At 31.3% G+C, this 23,335-nt stretch carries 25 protein-coding genes; 7 read left to right on the top strand and 18 right to left on the bottom strand.

Annotated elements, in window-relative coordinates; translation table 11 throughout:
* Positions 1-22 precede the first annotated feature (22 nt).
* From ACYQ1E_RS01960 to ACYQ1E_RS16285, 4 genes are all read right to left on the bottom strand, one after another.
* The gene (locus ACYQ1E_RS01960) at positions 23-1,249 is read right to left on the bottom strand and encodes an O-methyltransferase (protein ID WP_459874994.1); all 1,227 of its coding nucleotides are present in this window, start codon (positions 1,247-1,249) and stop codon (positions 23-25) included.
* A 140-nt stretch (positions 1,250-1,389) separates the two neighbouring features.
* A complete protein-coding gene (locus ACYQ1E_RS01965) occupies positions 1,390-1,620 on the bottom strand; it encodes a hypothetical protein (RefSeq protein ID WP_459874995.1) in 231 nt (76 codons plus the stop codon).
* A 122-nt stretch (positions 1,621-1,742) separates the two neighbouring features.
* Positions 1,743-1,895: a type II toxin-antitoxin system RelE family toxin gene (locus ACYQ1E_RS01970; protein ID WP_459874996.1), complete on the bottom strand. Its 153-nt coding sequence runs from the start codon at positions 1,893-1,895 to the stop codon at positions 1,743-1,745.
* Between the two features lie 435 nt (positions 1,896-2,330).
* Positions 2,331-2,648 carry a hypothetical protein gene (locus ACYQ1E_RS16285; protein ID WP_488193117.1) on the bottom strand — a complete coding sequence of 106 codons (318 nt, stop codon included), beginning with the start codon at positions 2,646-2,648 and terminating at the stop codon, positions 2,331-2,333.
* 101 nt (positions 2,649-2,749) lie between these two features.
* Here ACYQ1E_RS16285 and istA point away from each other — a divergent pair, with 101 nt between their 5' ends.
* From istA to istB, 3 genes are all read left to right on the top strand, one after another.
* A complete protein-coding gene (gene istA, locus ACYQ1E_RS01980) occupies positions 2,750-4,183 on the top strand; it encodes an IS21 family transposase (protein WP_459874997.1) in 1,434 nt (477 codons plus the stop codon).
* Positions 4,184-4,373: 190 nt separating this feature from the next.
* Positions 4,374-5,435 (top strand): IS630 family transposase, encoded by a 1,062-nt coding sequence (locus ACYQ1E_RS01985; RefSeq protein ID WP_459874998.1) that lies wholly within the window; start codon positions 4,374-4,376, stop codon positions 5,433-5,435.
* Positions 5,426-6,055: an IS21-like element helper ATPase IstB gene (gene istB, locus ACYQ1E_RS01990; RefSeq protein WP_459874999.1), complete on the top strand. Its 630-nt coding sequence runs from the start codon at positions 5,426-5,428 to the stop codon at positions 6,053-6,055. The genes ACYQ1E_RS01985 and istB overlap by 10 nt, the downstream gene beginning before the upstream one ends.
* Positions 6,056-6,109: 54 nt before the next feature.
* Here istB and ACYQ1E_RS01995 read toward each other — a convergent pair whose 3' ends face one another.
* On the bottom strand, positions 6,110-6,916 hold the full coding sequence (locus ACYQ1E_RS01995) for a radical SAM protein (RefSeq protein WP_459875000.1): 807 nt from the start codon (positions 6,914-6,916) through the stop codon (positions 6,110-6,112).
* A 220-nt stretch (positions 6,917-7,136) separates the two neighbouring features.
* On the opposite strand from ACYQ1E_RS01995, the gene ACYQ1E_RS02000 reads away from it, so the two are divergent.
* The 4 genes from ACYQ1E_RS02000 (at position 7,137) to ACYQ1E_RS02015 (ending at position 9,896) form a co-directional block, all read left to right on the top strand.
* Positions 7,137-7,649 carry a helix-turn-helix domain-containing protein gene (locus ACYQ1E_RS02000; RefSeq protein WP_459875001.1) on the top strand — a complete coding sequence of 171 codons (513 nt, stop codon included), beginning with the start codon at positions 7,137-7,139 and terminating at the stop codon, positions 7,647-7,649.
* Complete coding sequence (locus ACYQ1E_RS02005; RefSeq protein WP_459875002.1) at positions 7,604-7,858, top strand: hypothetical protein; 255 nt, start codon at positions 7,604-7,606, stop codon at positions 7,856-7,858. Before ACYQ1E_RS02000 ends, ACYQ1E_RS02005 begins: the two co-directional genes overlap by 46 nt.
* A gap of 182 nt (positions 7,859-8,040) precedes the next feature.
* Entirely contained in the window at positions 8,041-9,327 is a 1,287-nt protein-coding gene (locus ACYQ1E_RS02010) for a transposase (protein ID WP_459875003.1), read from the top strand.
* Positions 9,328-9,545: 218 nt separating this feature from the next.
* On the top strand, positions 9,546-9,896 hold the full coding sequence (locus ACYQ1E_RS02015) for a transposase (protein WP_459875004.1): 351 nt from the start codon (positions 9,546-9,548) through the stop codon (positions 9,894-9,896).
* A 159-nt stretch (positions 9,897-10,055) separates the two neighbouring features.
* Here the strand turns inward: ACYQ1E_RS02015 and ACYQ1E_RS02020 are convergent, their stop codons facing one another.
* The 13 genes from ACYQ1E_RS02020 to ACYQ1E_RS02080 form a co-directional block, all read right to left on the bottom strand.
* Complete coding sequence (locus tag ACYQ1E_RS02020) at positions 10,056-10,808, bottom strand: class I SAM-dependent methyltransferase (RefSeq protein WP_459875005.1); 753 nt, start codon at positions 10,806-10,808, stop codon at positions 10,056-10,058.
* On the bottom strand, positions 10,784-12,178 hold the full coding sequence (locus ACYQ1E_RS02025; RefSeq protein ID WP_459875007.1) for a B12-binding domain-containing radical SAM protein: 1,395 nt from the start codon (positions 12,176-12,178) through the stop codon (positions 10,784-10,786). The genes ACYQ1E_RS02020 and ACYQ1E_RS02025 overlap by 25 nt, the downstream gene beginning before the upstream one ends.
* A 4-nt stretch (positions 12,179-12,182) precedes the next feature.
* A complete protein-coding gene (locus tag ACYQ1E_RS02030; protein ID WP_459875008.1) occupies positions 12,183-12,989 on the bottom strand; it encodes a hypothetical protein in 807 nt (268 codons plus the stop codon).
* 26 nt (positions 12,990-13,015) lie between these two features.
* The gene (locus ACYQ1E_RS02035) at positions 13,016-14,140 is read right to left on the bottom strand and encodes an acylneuraminate cytidylyltransferase family protein (protein WP_459875009.1); all 1,125 of its coding nucleotides are present in this window, start codon (positions 14,138-14,140) and stop codon (positions 13,016-13,018) included.
* Positions 14,141-14,204: 64 nt separating this feature from the next.
* Positions 14,205-15,497, bottom strand: a complete 1,293-nt coding sequence (locus ACYQ1E_RS02040) for an FkbM family methyltransferase (protein WP_459878440.1) — start codon at positions 15,495-15,497, stop codon at positions 14,205-14,207.
* Positions 15,498-15,515: 18 nt separating this feature from the next.
* Positions 15,516-16,391, bottom strand: a complete 876-nt coding sequence (locus ACYQ1E_RS02045; protein WP_459875010.1) for a hypothetical protein — start codon at positions 16,389-16,391, stop codon at positions 15,516-15,518.
* A gap of 119 nt (positions 16,392-16,510) precedes the next feature.
* Positions 16,511-17,230, bottom strand: coding sequence for a hypothetical protein (locus ACYQ1E_RS02050; RefSeq protein WP_459875011.1), 720 nt, complete (start codon positions 17,228-17,230; stop codon positions 16,511-16,513).
* 34 nt (positions 17,231-17,264) lie between these two features.
* Complete coding sequence (locus ACYQ1E_RS02055; RefSeq protein WP_459875012.1) at positions 17,265-18,509, bottom strand: nucleotide sugar dehydrogenase; 1,245 nt, start codon at positions 18,507-18,509, stop codon at positions 17,265-17,267.
* 28 nt (positions 18,510-18,537) lie between these two features.
* Positions 18,538-19,512: an NAD-dependent epimerase/dehydratase family protein gene (locus tag ACYQ1E_RS02060; protein ID WP_459875013.1), complete on the bottom strand. Its 975-nt coding sequence runs from the start codon at positions 19,510-19,512 to the stop codon at positions 18,538-18,540.
* A gap of 22 nt (positions 19,513-19,534) precedes the next feature.
* Positions 19,535-20,371: a glycosyltransferase gene (locus ACYQ1E_RS02065; protein WP_459875014.1), complete on the bottom strand. Its 837-nt coding sequence runs from the start codon at positions 20,369-20,371 to the stop codon at positions 19,535-19,537.
* Between the two features lie 9 nt (positions 20,372-20,380).
* Positions 20,381-21,340, bottom strand: coding sequence for a DUF8196 domain-containing protein (locus tag ACYQ1E_RS02070; protein ID WP_459875015.1), 960 nt, complete (start codon positions 21,338-21,340; stop codon positions 20,381-20,383).
* A gap of 20 nt (positions 21,341-21,360) precedes the next feature.
* Positions 21,361-22,323 (bottom strand): glycosyltransferase, encoded by a 963-nt coding sequence (locus tag ACYQ1E_RS02075; protein ID WP_459875017.1) that lies wholly within the window; start codon positions 22,321-22,323, stop codon positions 21,361-21,363.
* Positions 22,320-23,306, bottom strand: a complete 987-nt coding sequence (locus tag ACYQ1E_RS02080) for an N-acetylneuraminate synthase family protein (RefSeq protein ID WP_459875018.1) — start codon at positions 23,304-23,306, stop codon at positions 22,320-22,322. Before ACYQ1E_RS02080 ends, ACYQ1E_RS02075 begins: the two co-directional genes overlap by 4 nt.
* Between the last annotated feature and the right edge of the window lie 29 nt (positions 23,307-23,335).

Raw genomic sequence — 23,335 nt, forward strand, 5'->3', positions numbered from 1 at the left:
TCCCCTGTATGATAACTTAAAATTAAGATATCTTTTTCCAAATATACATCCAATGTCCCGCATTTACATAATCGCCATATACAGCTTCTGGAGAAGCTTGTTCTGTTTTTAATTCTAATATTTCTAAATTATCTTTTAACCATTTAGCAAAATTTTGTGCACGAGGATTTATGCATTGAGATTTACCTATACTTATTTTTAATGGATGGTTATCTGTTGGACTAAAACCTCTGATTCCAATCAAGGTGTAAGGTCCAATATTAGTAATGATGTTTTTTAAATCTTTTTCATAAAAAGATTTAGTATACCATTCATCTATCCATATGAAAATTTTTTTATTATTTTCAATATTTATTTCACTAATAATTTTAACTTGTTTTAAGGCAGGTAAAAGTTCCTTCGGCAAGTTTTTCTTTTTTCTATACCAAAAATTATTACTTACATCCCAAAGAAACAAAACAGCCTCATTATTTAAAAGGTAGTCCATAAATAATATTGTTGCTGAAGTCCCTATATGTCCTATATGATAAATTGCTTTAGGTTTATAATTCCAAATTACATGAAACAAAATTTCTATATCATATAAATTCATATCGTCTTTAAAAAGTCCAATATTATTACACTTAACAAAGAAATCTTTCCGTTCTTTAAATTTTATTTTTGAATATTTTGATGGTATCTCAAAATCTAAAAATGATTTGTCTTTAAATTCTATAGTTTTTGTAACTATTGCTATACCCGGTACTCTATTTGACTGATAATTTATTTTATTCTCTAAATCGATTAGAGTAATAGGAGGATATTTTAAAATAACCACATTCCACATATTGGATCTTTGAATTTCCTTTATTACACGATAAACTCCTTTATATTGAAGAACATCGTGAAAAATTATCCCATCAGAAAGTTTTGAACAATATTTCCAGTCTATTTTAACTGAATTATAATGATGATCTCCATCAATAAAAATCAGATCAAACTTTATTTTTTCTTTTACAAATTGAGGTAAAATATCTTGAGATCTTCCTTTTATAAATTTGATCTTTACATCTCCTGAAAAATTTTTTAATTTATCACATCTTTTATCTTCAATATCTATAGTCCAAATTTCAGTTTTTGGAGACATTTCACTAGCAAAATTTAAAGTACCTAATCCAATGGATGTACCAATTTCAAGAATCCTCGCAGGACGTAAAAGTTTCACTAATCCTTTTAAAAAAGCAAATTCTTCTATTCCTGAAGTTTCCATTTTTATTTTAGATTGGATATTTTATTTAATTGAAAAATAAAACAAGAATAGGATATTTATTAATATTTTTCTTATATACTCAATAAATTGATCAAAATTTACCTCTAACACGATTAATATATTCTTTGAAGATTATATATTTAACAGCAAAAGTTAGGCATTATTTGCCTCGCCCTGGCCGGCCCCATTTTTTTAATTTTTTCTAAATATTTATTTAACAAAAAATCATACCATTCACATGGAGACATTGCCTTTAAGTCATCAAGACAAATTCTAAACAACTCTAATTCTAATGGAATATTTTTTAGAGGAACGTAATTCCAATATCTTTTCAATAAATTTTGCCAAAAATACTGATTTTTTACTAACATAGTCTCTCTCTCCTAACGTTTAAGGTCACTTGCCGACATAAGCACACCGATATATATCTTTACGGTGTCCAATCCTAATAATCTCAATTACCAATATTTCATTTTTAACAGAATATACAATTCTACTCTAATACGATAAAATATTCACAACCTTGTAACTTTCTAATCCCAAAAGGATAAGGATTTAGTGATAAGTCTTCTACTGTTGGAATATCATTTTTGTTGAGTTTCTTTAGTTCTTTTCTGGCTGAGTGCTTCCATTCTATTTTATACAAGACTTTCCTCTCTTAATTCTTTCAATAGGTCCTCATGTGAGATGGTTGGTTCTTCTCGTCTTTCAGCAACTATAGCTAAATCTTCTAAATCTTCAAGCAATTCAATAAATTCAGAAAAAGGTATAATAACTGATGTTTTTTTGCCATTTTCATCAATATATATTGAAGTTTTAATTTCTCTACATTTATCATTTTTTTCTCCTATTTCATTTATTTAACAGTTTATTAAAAGTGATCCTTTCTCCTTTTCTCTTTCTCTTACTAAAACTAACCTCTCACTTCTTCTCTGTCAAACTCACCGAAAAGCCTGATACGTCAAAATACTCAAAATTAGCTAGCCCGCAATCTCTCCATTGAATATTTAACTCATCAACCCACTAACCCAAATGTGCATTATTTACATGTCCCCTTTTTCTTCTTTTAAATTTTTCTTTTTTATTTAATTATCACGTCCTTTAATCCTATAGTTCTTATTTTCTCTAAAATAGAAATCCTATAAACCTGCTGAGCTGCTATAATAATAACTTCTGGTTTTAACTTTAATAATTCTTCAGGTTTAAATATGGGAAAACCATCACATTTTTTTCCCCAATGTTCTTTCCATGAACTAACAAAACCAATAAATTTGATTTTATTAAAATTATCTTTTAACCATTGAGAAAGACAATATTTATAATTGCTACCTACCCCCCAAATTACTGTTTTTTTTCCATATATTAATTCTATATTAGAAAATCCTTCTCCAGAATATATCTGTCAAAGGTAAAATAAATTCCCCAGGAAAAGGCCCTTAAAATTCCCCACCTGATATGATAATCACCTCTGAAAATATTTTATTCGGAGGTGAAATAAAGATGAAGGGGGTAGCTATGTATTACACTGTAAAAACAATGCTTGAGCACGGTAAGAGTATTTCAGCTATAGCTAGAGATCTTGGCATTGACCGAAAGACTGTCCGCAAAATACGAGATAGGGTGAAAAATGGGGAAATAAAGACTCCTGTTATGAAGAGAAAAAGTAAATTAGACACTTATAAAGAAGAGATTATTGGCTATCTTGAGAAGGGGTTTTCAGGAGTATTAATTCATCAGAAACTAACAGAAAAAGGTGTAGATATTTCTTATAGCGGGGTGAAAAAATATGTGAGGAAACTAAAGGGCCCTAGAGATACTTATGTCCCTATAGTTTCCCCACCTGGTAAAGAAGCTCAAGTAGATTTTGGTTATGCTGGTTATTTTAACTATGGTGGGAAAAAGGTCAAGACCTGGATATTCTGTATGAGGCTAAGCTTTAGTAGATATGATTATTATGAATTGGTAACAAGCCAGAATGTTCCTACATTTATCAGGTGTCATATAAATGCTTTTGAATACTTTGGAGCAGTACCTCAGATAGTAAAGATAGATAATCTTAAATCTGGTGTTTTAAAGGCCAATTTTTATGAACCTGAGATCCAGCATGAATATGCTAACATGCTTTCTTATTATGGTAGCAGTCCAATTACTTGCAAAGTAAGAAGACCTGAGGAAAAAGGCAAGGTTGAATCAGCAATTAAGTATGTAAAAAATAACTTTCTAAAATCTCTTGAAACAAAAGATTTAGAAACTGCCAGGAAAAAACTCAAAGAATGGATGGAAAACACTTGTAATAAGAGGATTCACGGTACTACGAGAAAGATACCTGCAGAAGAGTTTAAGAATAAAGAAAAGCCTTGTATGATAAGTCTTCCGCCAAAGAGATATGAAACATATGTAATAGAAAACAGACGAGTTAACAGATATGGTCATGTTTCTTATAGATATAACTATTACTCAGTCCCTTATAAATATGTAGGTGAGGAAGTAACCATTAAAGCAGGTAGAGATATTTTAAAAATCTATGATAGAGAACATAATGAAATAGCAGTCCATCCAATTGATAAAGGCACTGGCAATTTTATAACAAGAGAAGAACATATACCTAAGAGGAAACAACGAAGAAGTTCAGAATATTATGAACAACAGTGTAGTCAGATAGGCATGGGTGCTGTTTCTTTTTTCAAGAATTTAAAGAGCCACAAGCCTAATGAATATCTTAGGCTTATTCAGGGTGTTCTTTCTTTACGTAGATATTACAGTGATTCCATAATAAATTCTGCATGCATTAGAGCAGATAAATTTGGTTGTTACTCTTTTAAATCAGTGAAGAAGATTTGTGAACAAGGGTTATTTGAAACTCCTGCTGAAATAGATACATCTGCTATAGGTGGCGGGTATGGTAATAATCTTAGAGATTATGATAGAAATTAGTGGGGGGCTTTCAAATGAATCAATTAAAAAAGAAAATACAAAATCTTAAACTCTCCGGTATTGTTAAGACTTTAGAATCTAGAAATAAGTATGCCATAGAAAATCAATTAAGTTATATAGATTTTCTTGAGTTATTATAGTATCCTTCAGAACTTGATATAATAGGAACGATTTGATATAATGAATATTTATGAAAGGGGAACGTATTAAGGTTAAAAATGCAGAAGAGCTAAAGGAAAAATTAAAGGGTGAGAAGAAAGACAATATTTTGGTAAAACTTATTTTTCTAAATCTTATAAGAGAAGGGATAGATTTTGAAAAGGCGTGTAGCGGTTGTGGGATAGCCCAATCGACAGGATACTTATGGATAAGGGAATGGAACCAAGAGGGTTATAAAGGGATAAAAGGTAAAGGAAGAGGAAAAGGGGGAGGAAGGCCAAGTAGGCTATCAGAGGAAGATTTAAAAAAGCTTAAGGAATTACTTAAAAAGAGAGCTTATTGGACTACAAAAGAAGTAAGGGCATTGATAAAAGATACTTTTGATATAGAATACTCACAAGACCATGTAGTAAGGATATTGAGAGATAAACTTAAGATGCATTTTTCCAAACCATATCCAGTAGATTATAGGAAACCAAAAGATGCAGAGACGATATTAGAGAATCAACTTCAACTTACTTTTTCTTTGTTAAAGGAGAAAGGATTTAAAGAAGAGGAGATAGCAATAGGTTTTATAGATGAAACGAGTCCGCAGAACACCGCCAATACAGTAAGGGTATGGAGTTTTGAGAAGACAAGAATTATAAAAAATACAACAAAGTTCAAGACAAACACAATAGGTTTTTATGCTATAAAAGGAGAAAGTGTAAAATCATTTTTAGAAGATTCAAAAGGTTTATCAATAGCTAAGTTTTTAGAAAAGATAAGAGAAGTGAATAAGAGATATAAAGCGATAGTGGCAATAATAGATAATTTTTCATCCCATAAGAGTAAAGTAGTAAGAGAAAAGGCATCTGAGTTAGATATTTATCTAGTCTATCTTCCCCCTTATTCACCAGAGCTAAATCCTATTGAGTATATCTGGAAAAGTATAAAAAGAGTGCTTTCATTAGTTTTTGTAAAAGATATAAAAGAGATGAAGGAGGTTATATCAGAAGCATGGAATAGGTTATGTAAAAAAATAAGTTTTGCTAAAAGCTGGATAGAAAAATTTTTAAAGGGCACCCCATATTATATGAAGTTGTGCGGATAACTATAATTGAAGATGAATATGCCAACAGGCGTTCAAATTCTTATAATAAAAGACTAAATAAATCCAAACTAGATACTTCCAAAACTATTGAAACCTATGATTTTACATATCAGCCAGAATTAAATAAAAAACAAATACTTGATTTGGCTTCTTGCCGTTTTATTCAGGAAAAAAAGAATATTATTTTTATGGGAAATCCTGGTGTGGGGAAAACTCATCTTGCCAATGCATTGGGAATTGAAGCCCTAAAACAGGGCTATAAAGTCTATTTTGTTCATGCTAATGATATTGTTTCAAAGCTTATGTCTGCTAGGGGCGATGGTACTTATTATGCTGTCCTAAAAGACCTGCTTAAAGTGGACCTACTCATAATTGATGAAATAGGGTTTAAGAAAATTCCTCAAAATTCTGTAGATGAATTCTTTGAAGTTATTAGAAGACGTTATGAAAATGGATCTATTATAATCACCACTAACCGCCCTTTTGAAGAATGGGCTAATATATTTGGCGATGCTGTCCTTGCATCTGCTATTGTAGATAGAATTGTCCATCATTCTCATATAATAAAAATATTAGGTAAAAGTTATAGAATGAAGGAGTTAAATAAATCTAAAAATTAGTCTAAATAGGGTGGGGAATTTTAAGGGCCCTAACATGGGGATTTTTGATTGACTTTAACAATATATCATACAAGCATTATTATCTTTTCCTGCGTGAAGAGAATTAAGTAAAATCTCTTTAAACCGTTCTAAAAAATTAGCTTGAGAAAGGAAATTTTTATTTTTTAATATATCTACAGAGTCTTTAATAATAATTTCCCAATTTTTTACTTCATTAAGCAGAGTTGGATTGTTAATTAGATCCTCCTGGTATGTATCCCTAGTAGGTCTCAGAAGTAAAAATTTAGGTTCTATCTTTCTCTCAAGGCAATATGAGATATAATCTACTAAAATAGGCAAATTGGATTTCATTAATATGAATACAGAACTGATCTTCCATTTTTTATTATACTTTTGCTTCAAATTGATTAATTTATCTATGACAGAATTTATTTTTTCCCATTTTGCCCCTTTACGTATGTATTCATAAACTTTGCCAATCCCATCCATACTTATAGAAATTGATATTTTATCTTTATGAACAAAATAATCAAAAACTTTTTCAAGTAATAATCCATTAGTAATTAAATCTAATTCAACATCTACCAAATCTTTATCAAAACATAATGCTTTCAAAAATTTTTTACATTCTGAAGAACATAATGGCTCCCCACCTGAAATTCTGATTGTAATTGCATGAGAAAGTATCTCTTTATTTTTCAATAAACATTCTGCAGATAACTTTTCATCAAACACATGAATATCTCTTATATCAGCCTGGTTGCACATGATACATTTTAAATTACATGAAGAATTAAAATTAAATTGGTACATTAATGGATAACCTTCCAATATCAATTTATTATGTTTATATTCGTCCATTATTTTTTTATAATTTTCTATCTGTCTTTTATTACAATTTTCAATATTTATATTTCGGTCATCATTAAAAGCATATCTACATCGCTCACAACCTGTATCATCTAATTGCTTATTCGCAATAGCAAATCTTAATTTTTGAAAATATATATTATACCATTTGCCTTTGGAAAAGACATATTATAAAATAAAAGGCCTCCAGTTTCAGATGAGAGGGTTAGTGATGTCTAAGAGGATGAATATAGAATGGCGAGAGGGGGAAAAGGAATTATTGGAATTGTATAAAAGAGAACAAGATGTTGAGATACGTTCTCGATTGCATGCATTTTGGCTTTTGAGGAAAGGGTATTCAGTAGCAGAGGTGAAAAAAGTTTTAGGTATCCATGAACGAACGCTTCGACGTTGGATAGCATGGTATAGGTCAGGGGGTATAGAAGAAGTGAGGCGACGAAAGAAAGGAGGGCGACAGGGGAGAGAATGCTGGTTGAGTGCAGAGCAAAAGGAGCAATTGAAAGCTAAGGCAGCAGAAGGAGTCTTTAAAACGATACAAGATGCTGTAGAGTGGGTAGCGAAAGAGTTCAAAGTCAAATACAGCTACTGGGGGATGCGATCGTTGTTTGTTCGGCTTGGTATCAAGAAGAAAGTTCCAAGGCCGAAAGCAGAAAAAGCCTGTGCCGAGGCACAAAAGGAGTGGAAAAAAGGGGGCTTGCTTCAGCTCTTAGGGAGTATGGGATAACAGGGGAGAAGAAAGTTGTATGGGCAGATGAGATGCGGATAGGGCTTCGAGGACAGGTAAGGAAAGTGTGGGCACCAAGAGGGGTAAAGGTAGAGCAAAAAGTACAAATTGATTACAAGTGGACATATCTGGCCTTAGGGGTAGATGTTATGGGAGGTGGTCTTGAGTGGTGTTGGATAGAGAGTATGAAAGGCAGCAATTCTCGGTGAGTTTGTGGAGTTAGTATTTAAGGGGTAATACAAGAAAAATGATATTTATTTTTCGCAAAGTATGGGGAAAAGGAGGATATTGAAGGTTTGGGGAAAAATTGTATTAATGTTTAAATAATTCCTTGTAATTATTATACAAAGAAGTTATAGTAGAAAAAAAATTAAGAGAGAGGAATTATTTTATGCATATAAAAAAACATTTAAGTTTTACAGCATTAAGGGAAAAATTGTCTAGTCGGGTGTTAGAGATAGAAGATAAGCGTGATCAAAGTAAGGTGAAACATAGTCTCCATGATTGTTTTATGAGTGGTTTTGCCATGATGTTTTTTCAGGATCCTTCTTTATTATCTTTTCAACGCAGGATGAAAGAGAAGCAAAATAGGAGTAATTTAGAAACAGTTTTTAAAGTAAAATCAATTCCTAAGGATAGCCAGATTAGGGAAGTTTTAGATAATAGTGATATTGATAAGTTAGAGGAAGTATTTTTAGATTATTTTAAGGCATTGCAACGAGGTAAACATTTGGAGAATTATCGATTTTGGGGAGGGAAGTATTTGATTACATTAGATGGGTCAGAGTATTTTAGTTCAGAAAAGATATGCTGTCCTGGGTGTCTTGTAAAGAGATCTAAGAGAGGTAAAGTTCGTTATTACCATCAGATTTTACAAGCAGCTTTAGTGCATCCAGACCATAGACAGGTAATTGTTTTAGCACCTGAACAAGTAAGGAATACAGATGGAACAGAGAAGCAGGATTGTGAAATAAATGCAGGGAAAAGGATATTAAATAAGATTAGACGAGCTCATCCGAAATTAGGGATTATAATAGTGGGAGATAGTCTTTATTCAAAACAGCCATTTATTCAAGAACTAAAAGATAAAAATATGAGTTATATTCTAGTAGCCAAGCCTAAGGATCATAAGTTGATGATGGAGTGGGTATCAGAACAAAAGAGAATGGGGAATGTATCGAGAATGGAATATAAGGATAAGAAAGGCCGTAAACATGTATATGAATGGATAAATGAAGTACCATTAAATGGATATGATGATACAATTTGGGTAAATTATTTTGAATATAAGATTATAGGAGAAGAGAAAGTTAATTATCGCAATAGTTGGATAACAGATATAACCCTTAGTAGAGATAATATAGAACATTTAGTAAGGGGTGGAAGATCTAGATGGAAGATAGAGAATGAGACGTTTAATACATTAAAGAATCAAGGTTATCACTTAGAACATAATTTTGGTCATGGTAAGAAGAATTTGTCAATAATTTTTTTTCTTTTAAATTTATTAGCATTTTTTGTACATCAGATATTAGAATTAACGGACCTATTATATCAGAAATGTCGAGCGAAATTTAGTTCTCGGAAAGAATACTGGAATCATTTGCGAGTGACATTTCGGATTTTGTTATTTGAGAGTTGGGAGGAATATCTGAAGTTTTTTTACTCTCCTCCATAGTAAAAAGTGTTTTGAGAGAATATTTTTTGAATTTATGGAAATAAGTTTGAGGGAGTAGTGCGTCCAAAAAGAGATTATAAGAGGATATTTTACCGAAGAGAAGTGGTATTTTATATCAAATTTTCTTAAATTTTTAATAGAGGGTAGTTTTTTGAATCTGAAAGAAGGAGATAAAACATCTAAAATGATCTAATTTGTCCCTCACCGAGAATTGCTGTATGAAAGGAGAGGATGTAGCCAAAGCAGTTCAAAGATGGCAAGATAAAAAGATAGAAGCAGTTGTATGGGACAGAGCCAGGAGCCATAATTCACAGCCTGTAAAGGAAGTAGGTTTAACTTTGATTCAACAGCCGCCTTATTCTCCAGAGCTAAACCCTGCTGAGAGAGTATTTGAAGAAGTGCGTCGCCAAGTAGAGGGAAAGATTTATTCTGACCTGGAAGCTAAAAAACGTGCTGTCGAAGAAGTGCTTAAAAACCTTGCATCGTATCCTGATAAAGTGAAAAGATTAACATGCTGGAATTGGATTATGAATGCATTTCAGTCTCTTTCAAATATGACTTTACCATGAGCAATTGGTATTATTCCATAAGTCTAATATGTTATAAGGTTCTTGAAACTTAAAAGGTCTACCACTAAAAGCACAGCAGCCAACTTTTCCATAACCAGAACAATGTAATGACATCTCAATCCATGGGCTTAAACAATGCATATTAAGTCTCCATAAACTTTATTCTATTTTTAAAAGATCAAACCAAATAAAATCTCCTTTATGAAATTCAAAATTTAAAATTACCTTAAATTTATGAGGTTCCAATCTTTTTAGTAATTTGTTTATATCGTACCATTCTATCCATGGAGCACCACCATCAGTTTTCTCTCCCCATTTATCAAATGGCATCATATCTTCCTTTATCCAACGACTTTTAGGATAAGCTAATTCTATCCATCGTCCACCATTTTTTAAATGTTCAAGGAGCTTAAGAGATTCTTGTCTTGCTATCTGAAATGGCATATTTAATAAAGAACCCTGACACCAGATTATATCATATTCATATGGCAATGAATTTATGTCGTTAAGTTCTGTTAAAATAAAAAATTTGATTTTTCGTATATGCAACAGAGAAGCCAATCGTTTTAAAACTAAAATATTTTCTTCTACAATATCAACACATGTCACATCTGCACCATGTTGGGCAAAAGTAAAAGCATCAAATCCAAGCCCAGAACCTACATCTAGTATTTTTTTTCCTTTTAATATATCTTTATATAATTCATAGTACCATCCCCTAACATCAAATGCTTTTTGACATTCTTCATAAGCACTTTTCCATATGGAAATAAGGGTATTATTATCCATCTTTATCAATTTTAAAGTATCAATTCTTTCAGTTACCCCTAATGGTACTTCATTCCATTTTTTTCTTAACAAATTGAACCAATTTATTAATGAGCTATCTATTTCTTTTTTATCCCTATCCACTCTTTAAAATTTACCTCCCTAGATATTTGTTGAGCAATTCTAGAAGCTTCTAAAAAAAGCTGTAAAAATCTTTTTTTTTCTATATCTGCATATACCACATCATTAGGTTTGGATTCGCCTATCTGCCTCCAAATTAAAATATTGTTAAGATCTAGTAATTTCAATTTTTTTAACTTTTCATAATCTTTAGAACCTGGTAAAGGAACATACCAATTAAAATGAACCATTGGAGGTCGAATATCCAAAATAAATTTTATACTTTTTTTTATATCTTCTTCGGTTTCACCAGGATATCCTAAAATCATTGATGCATGATAGGGAAATTTTAATTTATTATGAAGTAAAGCAGCTTTGTAATTATCTTCTACAGTACATTTTTTATTCATCATGGATAGAACTCTTTCGCTTCCGGATTCAAAGCCATAAAACAAAGCTCTACAGCCAGCTTCCCACATAAATATTAAAATATCTTCATCTACTTGATCAGCTCTTATATTAGCGTACCATTTAATATCTTTAAATATATTTTTTTTTAAAGCCATCTCACAAAATTCCAATAAAAGTTTTTTATTATTTCCTATACTGCTGTCTATAAAGTAAATACTATCTGTAGGAAATTTTTTTTTCATATTTTCAATTTGTTCAATTATATATTCTGAAGAAAAGTATCTAACTTTACTTAACCTTGAATAAGCACAAAAAGAACATTTATAAGGACAACCTCTTCCCAACATTATATCTAAGGTTCTTTCTGCTTTCCAAGAAAGCTTTCCTTTTGATGGGAAAGAATAAAACTTATAATCACACAATGACCAGTCAACAAAAGGTAACCCATTTAAATCTTTTATTATATCTGCTGAACTTTTACTTGATAAATTCTTACCAAAAAGCCCACCTATTGAAGAGAGATTTTCATTTTGGGCCATTTTTAAAAGTCCTAATTCTCCTTCTCCAATAAAAACATAGTCAAAATCTAATTGTTCAATAGTTAACTCTGGTTCTACTGAAGCGTGAATTCCTCCAGCAACTAAGATGGGTTTCTTGTTTAATTTCCTACTAATTTTTCGAATATAATCTACAATAGTTTTTGCTTCTACAGCTTGATATGAAAAAAAACTTATACCTATTATATCAGGATTAAACTCTGTCAATTCTTTTTTAATGTGTTTTAAGCAAATAGACAGTGAACCTTTATTGCGGACCATAATTGGCTGTAAATCTAATAGCTTAACAGGTACATTATGTTTTTTTAAAAAAGTAGTAAGAGAAACCAATCCATAAGGAGCATTTCTCCATTGAGTACTTAAATCGTTATAACTTATCTCTTTATCATGATAATTCCATGGTTGAACCAAAAGAATTCTTTTCATCTTTTTATTTTTCCATTTTTTGATTTATAATATGCAGCAAATTTTTTGTATATTTTTTTAAAAGTAATAATTGATGTGATTTCCAGTATTCAATAGAAGGAAAAGTTTTTGGTGATGAATATGGATTAATGTTTTCTTTATTTTCTTTTTTAGAATTTTCAGGAGAAGCATTAATTTTTATTGAAAGTAATGTCTTTATTCTCTGTTCATTAAAATTTCTAAGTCCTAAAAAAGAATATAATCTTTTTACAATTGTTAAGTTTAAGTTTTCTAATTTGATTATTTTATATTGACTAACTGAAATTTTTTGAAATTCTTCTATAACATAATTATTTATTGTTTTCCAATACCATAAATTTTTTTCAAAAGGTGTAATTTTAGACCATCTAGTATAAATTTCTTCTTCTTTATTTGGCAATAATTGATTTAAACATGGATTAGGATGACTTGGATCAAAAAAACCTCTTGCAAGTGCACTTCTTACAAATTCACTTGGTTCTCTAACTAGTAATATAAATTTAATTTTTTCCTTAAATATACGATACGCCAAAGGTATAACAAAACTAGCAAAAGCAGAAGATATGCCATAAATCATTTTCTTTTTCGAATAAAAATCGATTTTAGAAAAAAGAGTTTTTATATCTTGAAGATAATATGAATCATCTCGATATTTCCAAAAACGTAACATACTTTCATGACGAAAAACAGCCTCGTGTTCACATATAGATTCTTCTTCATTTGAAAACAATTTTGAGAAAAGATTAGTACCACATCTGCCAGTACCTACTATAAAAAAAGTTAAAATACTCATAATAGTTTCTAAAATTATAAAGCTTTTTAAAGATCAATCAATAAATCTTTTTCAAGAATTACTCTGTTCCATGGAATAAAACTATCATCTGAATCATATCCAGCTTTATATAAACACCCTAAATTATCAGTATTTGAAAATCGACCAATTCTAGAATTAGAGGAAATTCTTATAAATCTAAATAATTCAGAATGACGATATTGTTTTGAAAAATACTGCATATTCTGGGTTCTCTTTACTTTTTCATTTATCATTCTCTTGTAGGCTTCATTAGAATTTATGTAGTTTCTAGCCTGTCCATCTAAAATCTTTAAAAAAAATACCGGGATAGGATTTTTCTTTAAAACCAACAAGGGATACGAAGTATCTTTTAATTTTTCTTCAAACTTTGAAGATATTTTTTCAATTTTGTTAAAGCTTTCAGGACAGATAAATATCCAATTTTCATTTAACTGAACTTCTTTAAGCTTTATCTGAACATCATCGTCCTTTTCTAAAAACAAGGTGGCCATTTCAAAATCTTCTTTTGTATCAATGTCAATTGATTCTTTAAAAGTTAAAACTAATTGGTATGTTCTTTCCAGAGGTGTCAAGCCAAATTGATTCCATAACTCTGAAGGATAATTAACATTTTCTAGAGTATAAACGGAAATACCATATCTACAATATAAAGGAGGCATTCTAAAAAAACGTTTTACCCCTTTTTTTTCAGGATAAAAAAAGTCTAAAAGACAATATTGTCTTTGGGTAACGCTTTGCACTCTCCACACATACCTAGATAAAATTGCTTCATATGCTTCCAAAAGTTTTTCTTTCTTTCTAAAAGGAAAAGTAGGCAGAAAAACCCCATACCAATCAAGATCACTTCTTTGTTCTAAATAATGAAATATTACATCTCGCATTGGAGAATCATCTTGAGCTAATTCTTTTGGTCTTTTTAATATTTTTACTTCTTTCTCTGAATAATACTGTTTTACTACATCTGCAATTTCATCGCTTTCAGTGGATACTGTAATATCATAAAAGATATCTGATTCTAAAAGTACATCAATTGTCCAACATATTAAAGGTTTATCTCCTAAAATCTTAATATTTTTTTTAGGAAGTCTTTTAGAACCTATTCTAGCTGGGACTAATGCTCCTATTTTCATAATAAATTATTCTCCATTCCTAATATACTTTACAAAAATTATTCCCATATCCATTATCTGAGCTTTAATTTCCTTTATAAACATATAAGCTATAAAAAAATACAACATCAAATTTAAGATTATATTTTTCTTGCATATCCATTAATTGAAAAAATATTTCGTTTTCAAAGGTGGAGATTATAATAATACATTCTGGTTTAAACTTTATTATTTTATCAGGAGAAACTATTTCTATATTATGTATTTTATACCCCCATTTATTTTTGTCATTATCAAAAATTATGATTTTACTTGAATCATTTAAAAATCGAATGATATTTGTTATATTATTTCTTAGTCTTCCTCCTGCACCAAAAAATGCAACCTTATTATATTTTTTCAAACATTGTTTGTGTCTTTCAAACTGTTTTTCAAGATAGTTTTTCACAAAAAATTCATAATAGTCTTTTAATCTTGCTGGCTTTCCCTCTATTGGAGGGATTAATAATTCTTTTAACTGTTCAATATCTTTATATTTTTCCTTTAGTCGTTCATTATAAATATTTATTAGTTCAATAGCGCAATCATTAAGATTAAAAATTTCAAATATACATGTAAGCTTCAGTATTTTTTCTAGGGTTATTTGATAATTAGGATATTTCTCCATATATTTAATATCGCCTAAATCTCTTAAATAAAGAACATTAGCCCACATAACCTGTTCAATATCGGTTTGTGCTAGTATCTCTATTAAAAATTTGCCGGGTAGATCCTTTCTACTGTATCTATACACTTCAATATCAAACAAAGAAAAACCTCTTTGTCTTAAAAATATATCAATATTGGCAAAAGTATTTGACAAAGGATGCGTACTACCATGAAAAGGTGATTCTACATAAACCCCTAAAAATTGGTCTTTTTCAAATAATTGTTCAGCACCATATAAAACCTCTATCTCGTGTCCATCTGTATCAATTTTTAAAAAATCTAACTCCATATTGTTATCTTTAAAATATTCAGACAAGGAAATATGAATCTTGGAAAACACTAGCTCTTGAAAAGAATTATATCTATCCCACGAATTTAAGTTTAAAATCTTATTAGCATAAAATGCACTCGATCTTTTAAAGAAATCATTTTTATTTTCAGCAAATTTTTTATTTTTACACCCAACATAGGCAGCCACATATTTTATATTTGGATGATTATTCTCTTTATTCAACCTCTCGCATTCTTTTACTAAAGGATCAAAACCTACTGCTTTTAGATAATTTCCAAACACAAGCCATCTAAAATCAATTCCACCACTTGCCCCAACATCAACTAAAAAAAAGAATCTTCTTTTAAATATTCTCTCTTTACAATTTCCCTTGTAAATCTACATGGTTCCATAAAGTCACCCTTCCTTTTTTATATATTTTTCTATAGTTTGATATTCATTTTTAGGCAAACCATACTTAAATTTATATCTCTTTGCTCCTTCAAAACAAGCTAAAGAACTATCAGACAAAATATCATATGATATGTTTTGTGTTGCTGAGGCATACACTCCACAGTTAAATGCCCATTTTGCCAATTTATCAATTTTAGCGCCTGGCTTTAATGGATGAGAATATTCATGTTCTATATGAAGCATAAAATGATCTTCTGGTGGAATTAACACCCTTTTCCATCCCAAGGCCCCTGTTTTCACCACAATATATGAATCCATGGATCCTGCTGTTAATAAAAAAGGTGGAAAAGGAATCAAATGTTTTCTTCCCTCTGTGCTTCTAAAGGCAAATAAATCTATTGCTGTCCATTCTTCAGGCACAGCTTTTTCTAAAGCAGCTTTAAAATCTTCTGGAGATTCTAACTTATTAGTAAATTCCCAATTATGTCTTGGCAAACTATATAAAGTATTCATCTCAATATTTTCTTGAATCCATTTGAATATTCCTGGTCCAAGAACTATGTCTCCATTGATATATACAAAAATTTCTGTATCACAATCTAATAATATCGTTTCAAACATATTTTTAAAGCTTTTTAATGGTCCAGGAAATAAGTAGTGTCTATACCACGGAATAACAACACATTCATAGCCATTTTTGCCTGCATATTCTATTGTTTCAACTTCATCAGGCCAACACACAAATTTGACCTTTAATCCATCTACATTTTGCCACTTTATCCCATTTAAAACTGTCTCATTTTTTTCTATCCAATCATCTTTAAAAGGGCGGAAAGAAACATAAACAGTAATATCTCTTATTCCTGGAGCAATTTTCATAATTTAATTTCCTTTCATTATCTATATTTTAGAATAAAGAAATAAACCTATTTTAAAACCCTTATGGATTACAGAGCGTTCATCTAAATTCTAGTTCTTCAAGACTCGCTACATAGTGACTAATTTCCATTAAAAGGAATCTGGTCAAAATTCAATATATCCATATATTCCCAATCTCTATACGCCATGCCATATATACCTTTTTTAGTTAACAAATTCAAAATGTCTTCTTCTAATCTTATTGAACCAAATATTAACACGAGTTTTTTATCTTTATGTTCATTGAACAATTCTCTGAATCTCTTGGCTTTCTTTTCATGAAATTCTATAACATATTCAGGTCTAGGAGTAGCCTTTACTTCAAATAAAAACACACTTTTTTCACAAACTGCCACGGCATCGAATTCATCCCTCATGTTTCCCTTTTTTTTCTTTACGCGAATAGAAACCTCCTCTGGATCGCAGTTAAAATATTTTTTTAAAACAGAGGGAATCGCTGGACTTATCAGGTCTTCTACAACTGTTCCCAATTTATTAGACAATGCTCCCCACTGCTTATTTATCTGTTTAACTTCTTTTCTCATCTCATCTTTAAATACCTTCATTTCGTCTTTAAAAAATGTCATTCCATCTTTAAATACTTTCATTTCATCTTTAAAAGCACACATTTCATCTTTAAAAGCTGTCATCTCATCTTTAAAAGCACGCATTTCGTCTTTAAACTCTCGCATCTCCTCACTTAAACGCTTTATGCTAATCTGGGTATCTTGTTGAGCCAACAATACCCTGGCCATCATCATCTCTAAATCTGTAACTCTTCTTTCTAAGATTTCTTCCATATTATATTCCTCCAACTATCGTCTGTCATAAAGCTCATCCCCACAAATTTATTATAACTTTCGGATCAGAAAGCAAATTATCCCATGCTTTACTATTTAAAAAATCTTTATATGGGAGTAATATTACTACTGCATTTGCACCTTTAACACATTCTGTTATAGTATTAAAGCACTTCCATTTACCATTTATTGAAACATATGGATCATATACTCTAAGTTCTTTAATCTCTTTGCAATCTCCCAATCGCCTAGCCACCTCTAATGCTTGAGATTTTTCTGTAAGATAAGTATCTGTTTTATAAGCAAGCCCGAGTAAAGAAACTATTGGATCTTTTATTTTTGTGATTTGTTTTTTGATTTTTTTTATCACATAATCCACCTGTCTTGAATTAACCTTTATAGTAGCCTCAGAAAGAGTAGCTTCTTCTCTAACATCTTTGCAAAATTTTATAAAGGCCTGATTATCTCGTGGAAAACATGGACCGCCAAAACCAAGTCCTGGTCTTATAAATTTATCTCCTATACGTGAATCTTGGCCAATTATGTGAGTAATTTCATATGGATCAGCCCCTACCTTTTCACATATTTCTCTCAAGTTATTGGCAAAACTTATCTTCATTGTGCAAAAACAATTAATAGAAAGTTTAGCAATCTCTGCGTTTAAAACTGTAGTCCTGGCAAAAAAAGGTTTATTTTCACATGTGTTTCTATAAATATTCTCCACAATTTCTCCAGATTTGCTCTCGTTGGAGCCAATTAGCACAATATCTGGATTTAAGAAATTTTTTATTACACTTCCTATTGCTATAAATTCCGGATTATAAACATAACCAAAATCTATGCCTTGTTTTTTGTCTAGGATTCTTTCCAAATATGGAATAAGTTCTTTATCTCCTGAAGTTGGCATCACAGTACTTACTATATTTATTATAAAAAAATCTTTCCTCTCTTTTAAATACCTCCTTAAAGGATCAAAGACCTGTAAAATATATTTATTAGAAAAAGCTCCATCAGCTTTAGATGGAGTTGGAACTATTATAAAAATCACATTTGCTTTTAGTGCTACCTCTTTAATATCATGGACAAAAGATAAATAATCTTTTGTCTTAACTAAAAGATCCTTTAAGCCAGGCTCAAAAAAAAGAGGCTTATAGGTTTGTTGGAGCTTTTCCACATAATCTTTTCTGATATCTATGCCAATAACTCTATATCCTGCCTTAGCAAAACACGCAGCTGTGCAAAGTCCTAACTTACCTAATCCTATCACTCCCAGAACCATCTATTATCTCCATAAATAAATCTTGGCATTAATCTTTTTCTAAATCTTTTCTTATCTGCTCTTCTATCCAAAAATAAGTCTTTTCTAATCCGTATCTTAAAGGCAATTTAGGTTTCCAGCCCAATTTCTGATATATTAAGGAATTATCTGATGTCCTGCCTCTTACGCCCTGAGGGCCTGGAATATGCTTTAATCTTAGTTTCTTCCCAGCAATTTCCATAATCATGTATGCCAACTTATTTATGCTCACCATCTCATCAGAACCAATATTCACAGGACCTGTCCAATCAGACCTCATAAGCCTTAAAGTGCCTTCTATACATTCATCTATATACAAAAAAGAACGGGTCTGTTTTCCGTCGCCCCATATCTCTATTGTATCTCCATCTTTTGCCATAGCCACTTTTCTACAAATAGCAGCTACTGCTTTTTCCCTTCCATCATTATATGCACCTTCAGGACCAAATATATTATGATACCTGGCAATTCTCACTTCCATATTGTAATTTCTATGATATGCTAAATAGAGTCTCTCACTAAATAACTTTTCCCATCCATATTCACTATCAGGATCTGCAGGATAAGCGGAATTTTCTGAAGTTATTGGAGAATTGGGATCTTGTTGATTAAATTTTGGATAAATGCATGCAGAAGAAGAATAAAAGATTCTTTTTATATTTCGTCTGTAACATGCATCCAATACATTTAAATTTATCATTGCAGAATTATGCATAATATCTGCATCATTATCTCCTGTAAAAACATACCCAGCACCACCCATATCAGCAGCTAGTTGAAAGACTTCATCAAATTTTTGATCAATTACATATCTACAAAAATAAGGATCTCTTAAATCTCCAATAACAAAATCATCTGCTTCAGTTTCTGAAAATTGAGGATACTTTAAATCTACCCCTCTCACCCAGAAGCCTTCTTTCTTTAATCTTTTTACAAGGTGAGAACCAATAAAACCACCAGCTCCTAAAACTAATGCTTTTTTCATTTTCCCACTTTCCTGTCTAATTTTATATTCTTTTTTTCTCCTTTAAAGCCAAAAATCTTCTTGCCCTCATGGCGCACTCAACACTTTCTTTAAGCAAATTTTCGTATCCTCCATTTCTCCATGCAGCAGGTTCATTGGGATTTTTAGGATCGTGTTTTCTGACGCAATAAAGAATTTTGTTAAGGTGAAAAAAGCTAGCACCCATCATTGCGAACCGAAGGAACAAGTCATAGTCATGGGCATTTTTATATTTTACATCATAATAACCATATTTCTCATGAAGTTCCCTTTTATATAGCCTACAAACTCCAAGATGAAACCAATCAGCAAGACACCTTCTAAAAGACCAATCTGGCTTACACAAACGTTGAATAATTCTTCCTTCATCATCAACAACGAACATATCAGCATAAACTACATCTACTTCTTCTCGTTCTAATATCTCTACCATTTCAGAAATTGCATTAGGAAGTAAATAATCATCGGCAACAAGATACATACAATATTTTCCTTTTGAATTCTTAAATCCAATATTATAAGAATTAACAGCTCCAATATTTTCCTTACTTTCAAAAATCTTTATTTTTCTATTTTGTGGATACCTAAAATCATAATGTCTCACATATTGTTTATTCACATTATCAAAATAATCAAGATAACTGACCTTCTCCCTGTTTACCGCATTAATATATTCTTTTATTATTTTTGTGGTATTATCAGTAGATCCATGATTACATATAATCACCTCAATATTAGGATAATCCTGGAACATTACACTATCTAAGGCTATAGGTAGATATCTTCCCTGATTATAAGTTGGTACCACCACTGAAACTAATGGATACTTTGATCTATCCATTTCTGTTATTTACACCCATTCAAAACTCTGAATAACTATTATTCCAGCTTTCTTGGCCTTTTCCAGCACATCAGGCCGAGCAAAATGGGTTACTAAAACAGGGACTACATCCTTGCCAAATTCTTCTTTCACAACTCGCACCTTATCCCATACTTGTCCCAATTTTGACCTATCGTCCAGCTTCAATACAGCTTCTCCAACCAGATATACTTCTTTCCCATCCTGCTTGGCTTTACCAAATATATTTATTTCCTCATTATTTATATATGTCCGAATAAGACGTTCTATGGTCTCTATATTGTAATATTTTTTTAAAATAGATGGCAAATGCCTGTATGCCTCATTTTCAAGGGCATATCCAACACTTCTGGATAATCCTCCTAACTGTTCTCTGGTAATCTGAAGTCCACGAGAGAGTTTTGCTATCTCTTCTTCCGTCCTCTTCTGAGCTTCAGCCAACTCTCTTACCACTTGCTCCAATCCATCCAATCTGCTTTCGGTCTTCTTCTGGGCCTCTGTTAGTTCATTAACTCTCTCCTCCGTCCTCTTCTGAGCCTCAGCCAGCTCTCTTACCACCTGCTCCAATCTATCTAATCTGCTTTCAGTCTTCTTCTGAGCCTCTGTTAATTCATTAATTCTCTCTTCCGTCCTCTTCTGAGCTTCAGCTAGCTCTCTTACCACCTGCTCCAATCCATCTAATCTGCTTTCACTCTTCCTCTGGGCCTCAGCCAGTTCTCTTACCACTTGCTCCAGTTCGTTCATCCTGCTCTCAGTTTTCTTCTGGGCTTCTACCAGTTCTTTAACTGTCTTTCCAATGTCCCTTACTATTTCTTTTAATTCATTAAATTCTTTTTTAGTTACAGATTCTTCTCTCTGGTGTTCCAATTCTTCAAGCATTGATAAAAGAACTCGTCTCAGTTTAGGGTCGACCTCCTCTAATTCTCTTATAAAGGCTACACTAACTGGCATACCATACCCCTTTTTATTTTTTAATTTATTTGCTTTTCATTTTCATAAAATGCAATAAGATTTGCAATAACTTTTTGCTCATTCCAGAATTTTTCCATAAAACTTCGCGCTCTTTTACCATATTCTTCTCTTAAATCCCTATCATTCACCAACAATAATATATCCTCCATTAATTTATCCTTTGAAGAAACATACCATGGAAGATAATCACTTTGTGTGAATTTGTGAATATGCATTCTACACCACTCGTCTATTCCTGCAACTACACAAAGCCCCTGAGATAATCCTTCTAAACTACTTACCCCAAAATATCCTTGAAGATGGTCAAACAGAATATGGGAATACTGTTTTTGTTTAAGACATTCTTTATGAAGAGTATTTTCTATTATTATCTCTTTTATCCCCTTTATCTTTTGTTTTAATTTATTAACTACATAAATAAAAAAATCTGTATCTTTTAGTTCTCGTCTGGTAGGCGAATGACAGATTCTCACAGGAAAAGGCGGCTTATCAACAGGCATGTAAAGGGGCCCATTTAAGGGAACCAGATTGGGTTGCCATTTGGCCTCAGGCAATAGTTTTAAAAGATCAGGAGTGCTAACTAGCAGCTTTGTTCTTTTCTTTTTTTTGTATTTTTCCCTATATTTTTGAGGATTACTCCTAAAATCTGGATGGCCATGATGATGATGCACAATCATCTTTCCCTTAATATAATGTTTCACTTTAAATGGGCCGAGTTCTATCTCTTCATCTGCAGTCATGTGAAAATGAATTACATCACTATTTTTTAAAAGGGATTCTACCTCATCCCATTGTTCTTTTGTTTTTATCCAAGGGATGTGAATATCCTTTTCAAACATAAAATTATATCTTATTTCTTTTGTAATGAGTCTGCATGTATGAGATGTATATTTATTTATTGCCTTGGTGAAATTAATAGCTGTTCCTGCTGGATCATTGATAGTTATCATCAATATATTCATTCTATCTCATCCAAAAGAATAAAATCATCTTTTAAATAATCTTGATTAACTTTTTTCCCTATCACATAATCCCAATAAATAGGAGATAGCCCCGTTCCTGGAGATTTAACTGTAATGTTATTTTCACTAAGAATTTCTCCTTTTTTTATATCTCTAGAAGCTACAATACTTTTTCTAAGCTTTTTAGATGATTCATATTCCCTATCAAAGACTTTCTTTTCCTTTACTATTATTGATTTCTCAATAATCCTGATGCCTTGTACCAATTTCTTCATTTCATCAGGTGTCAATGAAACACAATGATCACTACCTGGAAGATCCTTATCAAGTGTAAAATGTTTCTCAACTACACATGCTCCATAACAAATAGAGGCAAGTGATGGATAAATACCTATTTCATGCCCAGAATAACCAACTAAACAACTGTATCTCTCCATCAATTGTTTTATAGCAGGAAGGGCTATTTCTTCATAAAGACAAGGATATGAACTATTACAATGTAGTAATACATAGTTTGAACCTCTTTTATTTAATTCAGAAACAGCTACATCAATTTCTTCTAATGAACTCATTCCTGTTGATAAAAAAATTACTTTTTTATAAGTTGCAGCTTTTCTTATAAGAGGTATATTAACTAAATCTGCTGATGGAATTTTAATTATTTCTAGTCCAATTTTAATCATTTGGTCTAAACTTATTTCATCCCACACTGATGCAAAAAACAAAATATCCATATCTTCGGCTATTTTTTTTAACTTTGCAAAATCTTCTACGCTAAGCTCAACTTTTTCTCTATGTTCTCCATAGGTTTTTCCAAAACTATTTGGTCCATCATAAGGACTGTTATACAAGTGTTTGGTAAGTAATGAATTAATATCCCTTTTTTGAAACTTTACAGCATCTACTCCTGCTTCTTTGGCCTTTTCAATTAATTTAACTGCTAGTTCAAAATTTCCCTGATGGTTGTTTCCTATTTCAGCCACAATAAAACATGGGCACTCATCCCCAATGT

This window comes from Desulfothermus naphthae (assembly GCF_054657475.1).